The following is a 4,270-nucleotide window of genomic DNA, read 5'->3' as shown; positions in this document are numbered from 1 at the left end:
TCGATGGCCTTCTTCCGCCTCTCCGAACTGCGTACGACCGTCAGAGCGCATCGCTCCGCCTCCGGGTTCATGGAAGGTCTACGCTATGTGTGGGAACGACAAGAGCTTCGCACGATGCTGATCATGCTGTTCTTGATCGGCACCTTCAGCTTTAACTTCCCCATCTTTATCTCCACGATGGCTGTGAGTGTCTTCCATTCGGATGCACGGGGCTTCGGTCTTCTCTCTTCCATCATGGCGATTGGGACCATCTCAGGGGCGTTGTTCGCTGCCCGTCAGGAAAAGCCAAGATTTGCATCGCTGTGGATGGGAGCTCTTGCCTTCGGCACAGGCTGCGCTCTTGCGGCACTTGCACCCGGCTACTGGTGGTTTGCGGCGGCTCTTGTCATCATCGGGGTGGCCGCCATGACCTTCACTAATGGCACCAACAGCCTCATGCAGCTCTCTACCGAACCGTCAATGCGGGGAAGGGTCATGGCCCTGCGGGTCGGCATTGCCCTTGGAGGGATGGCGCTTGGCGCCCCTATTCTCGGCTGGATTGCAAATCACCTTGGCCCACGCTGGTCGCTTGCAATTGCTGCTGCTGCCGATTTCGTAGCGGCGCTTGTAGCAGTGATTGTGCTGACCCGTCGAAAGGACCTCGCGACAGTTCCATCTTTAGTCTCGTGAAGTCGCCTTGTCGGAAGTAATCAGGCCGGCTTCTCAACTGGCGAAAACAGGCTGATGCACTCATTGAGAGCCCAGAATGCTGTTGGCAGGTTTCACTGAGCGAGTTGGCAATTTGGCAATGACTGAGCGGCATCCAGGCTATTCGATTTCCGAGTGGAGGCCGAGCTTCCGGAGGTAAGCTCGATCAAATAGACGAATCTTCGCCCGAAGGCCGCTCATCCAAGACAGCAATGAGCGAAGTGCGTTATTTCGTCCATCAGCCAAGTAGCGCCCTTCGCCGCCATGTGCGGGAAATCCTGTGGGTCCACTCGCAGCGGTCCCGGGTTCAGGTTCTGCTGCCGGAGACGACGCTTACACTCGTCTTGCGCCAGTCTGGTTCAGCGTCCATGCGAAACGAGGCCCTTCCCAACGCAATTATCTCGGGCCTGCAACAACGAACCCGCTTCGTCGAGCACGAGGCGAACTCCGCGCTGCTGATCGTTCGGTTCACGGAGGTTGGCGCACCGGCGATACTGCATGATCGTGTAGACCTTCTCTACAACCGCACGGCACCCCTTGATTCCGTCCTGCCGTGGCGAGACATCGACCATCTCCAGAACGTTCTTACCGATGCCCGCGACCTGCAACAGCACTTCATGGCGGTAGAACGCTTTCTCATCCGTCGCATCCGAACCCAGCATGGAACCATTCTGCAGGGGATCTCTCCCCAGATCGAGGCCGCCGCGCAGATGATCCGCCGCTCGCAAGGCCGGTCTTCCATTGCTGCGATTGCGCGTCACGCCGCCATGAGCCAAAGCGCACTGGAACGGCATTTCCGGGTTGCGGTCGGCGTAACTCCCAAGAAGCTCAGCCGATTGGCACGCTTGCAGCATGTCTGCAGGCTATGGAATACCGGCAAGTCGCTTACAGCGATCTCCTTTGAAGCAGGCTACTGCGATCAATCGCACATGGTGCGCGATTTCCGACTCTTCACCGGCACATCTCCGGAAGAATTTTTCCGCGATACCCGCGCTAACAATCTGCCGATTTTTTCCAATTAGCGACCCCTCTTTCTTCACTACCTTCGAGCGATGAGCCCTCTCTTCGCGGTTTCCGCATCTCCATCCGGCATGAAGCGGGAGCTCTGTTCTCGTTCGCTCTGCTCCCCCTCCTTTGCCGTTCCTTTCCACGCCGCTCGTTTCCAGCCAGCCAGTTTCAAGGAGAAACCCATGAAGCACTATGCCCTGATCTTCTATTCCACCCGCACAATCACCCCCGAAGAACAGAAACAGCGTCCCGTCGACATCGCAGGTTGGGGCCAGCAAGTTACAGAGATGGGGATCGCCCTCGATCCGCGGAACTTTGGAGAGGCCGAAGCAGACTTCTCCGCACCGGGAAGCGGGTCCGGCTCTGGGAATGGATCAAGTGACCCGCCAATGGTCCCGATAGTCACGATCGTCTTCTTCGACTCAGTCGACAAAGATCAGGCTGTCACCATCGCACGCCTGCATCCCGGCCCGCGCTACGGCGTCGCCGTCAAGCTGCGCGAATGGACTCCGCCTCGGCAGAGTCTGGCAGCGCGATGCACGATGAGGCCTCTATCGCCGCGAAGCAACTCGTTGATCGCAGAACCGATAACCAGACGATTGGAAAGGAAGGATCGATGAAGCTGGTAGTTCTTGGTGCCACTGGCGGCATTGGAGTCGAAGTTGTTCGGCAGGCAATTGCACGCGGTCATTCCGTGACCGCGTTGGTGCGTAAGCCCGAACCGCTCAACGCGTTTGCCGGGCACATCCGGCTCGTTCAAGGCAACTTGATGGATGCTGTGGAACTGGGACGAACCCTGGAGGGCCACGACGCTGTCCTGTCGGCGTTCGGGCCTCGTCTGCCTTTGTCGAAGACCGATGCCGATCTCTTGCAGCGGTTCGCTGCGACGTTGACGAACGCAATGCTGCGAACGGCAGTAAGGCGCGCGGTCATCGTATCGACAGCATTTCTCTTCAGAGATTCGATCATTCCGCCCACCTATCTGTTTGGCCGCTTGTTCTTTCCGAGCGTGGTTGCCGACGCCTCGGCGATGGAACAGATTGTGACGGCGAGTGAACTCGACTGGACCCTGGTGCGTCCGCCTCAGCTTACCGACAAGCCGCAAACAGGGCGGTATCGCGTCCGGGAAGGGCATCTGCCCGTCTTCGGTTTCAAGATCGCGCGCGCCGACGTCGCGGACTTCATGATTCGGTGCCTTGAGAATCATGCATCGAGGCGCAAGATCGTCGGTGTATGTAACTAACGCAGCGCAACGGAACGGCGCACACGGCACATTTGAAATTGAGGGGAACCATGACGATCTATACCGGCATTCTCTTTGTTCACGCGATCGCAGTCCTTGTTCTCACTGCCAGCCTGACGATAGAGGCGTGGATGCTGTTTCAACTCAGGCGAGCCTCCAGCCCGGGCGAAGTCCGCTCCTGGACGGCTCCCGTTCCAGGTCTCACCGTGGCCAGCATCAGTTCGCTGGTGATCGTGTACGTCACGGGAGCGTATCTGACAGAAAGCTTGAGGGCCTGGGAGTTCGCCTGGCCCAGGTTTGCCGTACTGGAAATTATATTGTTTGCCGTTTTAGGCGCGCTGACGGGAAGGCGGCTGCGCGCGATCCGAAGACTTTGCAACAACGCGAGTGAGATCGAATCCGGGTGGAATGCCGGGCTGCGAAGTCCCTTGCTGAAGATTTCGTTGAGCATCCGTATCTGGATCGTGATCGGAACCATTCTGCTGACGGCAGCCAAGCCGGAATTCGTGGAATCACTGAGCATCGTGGTGGCATCGGTCTTACTGGGATGGGTTTCTTCGCTGGCGACGCTCGGTCGAACGAGGGCGATTTCGACCGCCAGAGCGGGTTCCCGTTAGCGCAAAAAGGCCCATACCAATTGAAGATGACCGTTCATCGCAGGACATTCAGCTACCTTTTTATTGAAATGCCTTCGCTGAAGACTTGCGATATATCTTGATTGTTTTGACCGCGTGTTTCACCCTGACGACGGTAGCGATCAGTTGGTGAGAATACGATACTGCATTCATCCGTCCGGTTTGTGACGGCAACTTCAAATGAGATTTGGATCAGTTGTCAACCCGAGGGCGTGCTCAGTCGGGCACTGGAACTGGTTGAAGGATTGGATGTAATGCTCCAACTGCGAGGATCTTCACATCTCACGAGGCCGAACCTGCTTACCGCGGGACCAGGACGTCTCTTCTAGGCACGAGCAACTACCGGAGCTACGCATAACGGTCTCGACGTCACGTTGGCCGACTCATGCCTACAACTACTCGACGACGGCTATCATGCAAACTCAGTTATAGCGACACCCCGTATCGGGATAACGAAGACGGTCGAGGAGCCTCTTCGTTTCGTAGAGGGCGGAGAGGAGCTACCAAGAACGAGGAGAAGCTGAGATGCGCTTCGCCTTGAAGAGATCCGCCAATAGCTGAAAGGCCTCTCTGGCTGAGCCAGGGAGGCCTTTCAGTTAAATCCGGTGTTACTTTACATTCCCATTGAGGCCGGAAGGGAAGAAGACTCCCTGATGGGTAACTGGCCGTGGGTAGAGAGCCGGTAACGATTGCAAGT

The 4,270-nt window shown here is 57.3% G+C and carries 6 protein-coding genes; all 6 read left to right on the top strand.

Going from position 1 to position 4,270, the window contains the following annotated elements; all coding sequences use genetic code 11:
- The coding region (locus VMU57_RS10680) for an MFS transporter (protein ID WP_325383227.1) at positions 1-669 on the top strand (669 nt) is incomplete at its 5' end.
- A 230-nt stretch (positions 670-899) separates the two neighbouring features.
- Positions 900-1,709: a helix-turn-helix domain-containing protein gene (locus VMU57_RS10675; protein ID WP_325383225.1), complete on the top strand. Its 810-nt coding sequence runs from the start codon at positions 900-902 to the stop codon at positions 1,707-1,709.
- A 168-nt stretch (positions 1,710-1,877) separates the two neighbouring features.
- A complete protein-coding gene (locus VMU57_RS10670; RefSeq protein ID WP_325383223.1) occupies positions 1,878-2,315 on the top strand; it encodes a hypothetical protein in 438 nt (145 codons plus the stop codon).
- Complete coding sequence (locus VMU57_RS10665; protein ID WP_325383221.1) at positions 2,312-2,938, top strand: SDR family oxidoreductase; 627 nt, start codon at positions 2,312-2,314, stop codon at positions 2,936-2,938. Before VMU57_RS10670 ends, VMU57_RS10665 begins: the two co-directional genes overlap by 4 nt.
- Positions 2,939-2,988: 50 nt before the next feature.
- Entirely contained in the window at positions 2,989-3,555 is a 567-nt protein-coding gene (locus VMU57_RS10660) for a hypothetical protein (protein ID WP_325383219.1), read from the top strand.
- A 182-nt stretch (positions 3,556-3,737) separates the two neighbouring features.
- Entirely contained in the window at positions 3,738-3,902 is a 165-nt protein-coding gene (locus VMU57_RS23040; RefSeq protein ID WP_414648630.1) for a DNA-3-methyladenine glycosylase, read from the top strand.
- Positions 3,903-4,270 lie beyond the last annotated feature (368 nt).

This window comes from Edaphobacter sp. (assembly GCF_035532915.1).
Classification (GTDB): Bacteria; Acidobacteriota; Terriglobia; order Terriglobales; family Acidobacteriaceae; genus Edaphobacter.
This window is presented reverse-complemented; position numbering and strand designations above follow the sequence as displayed.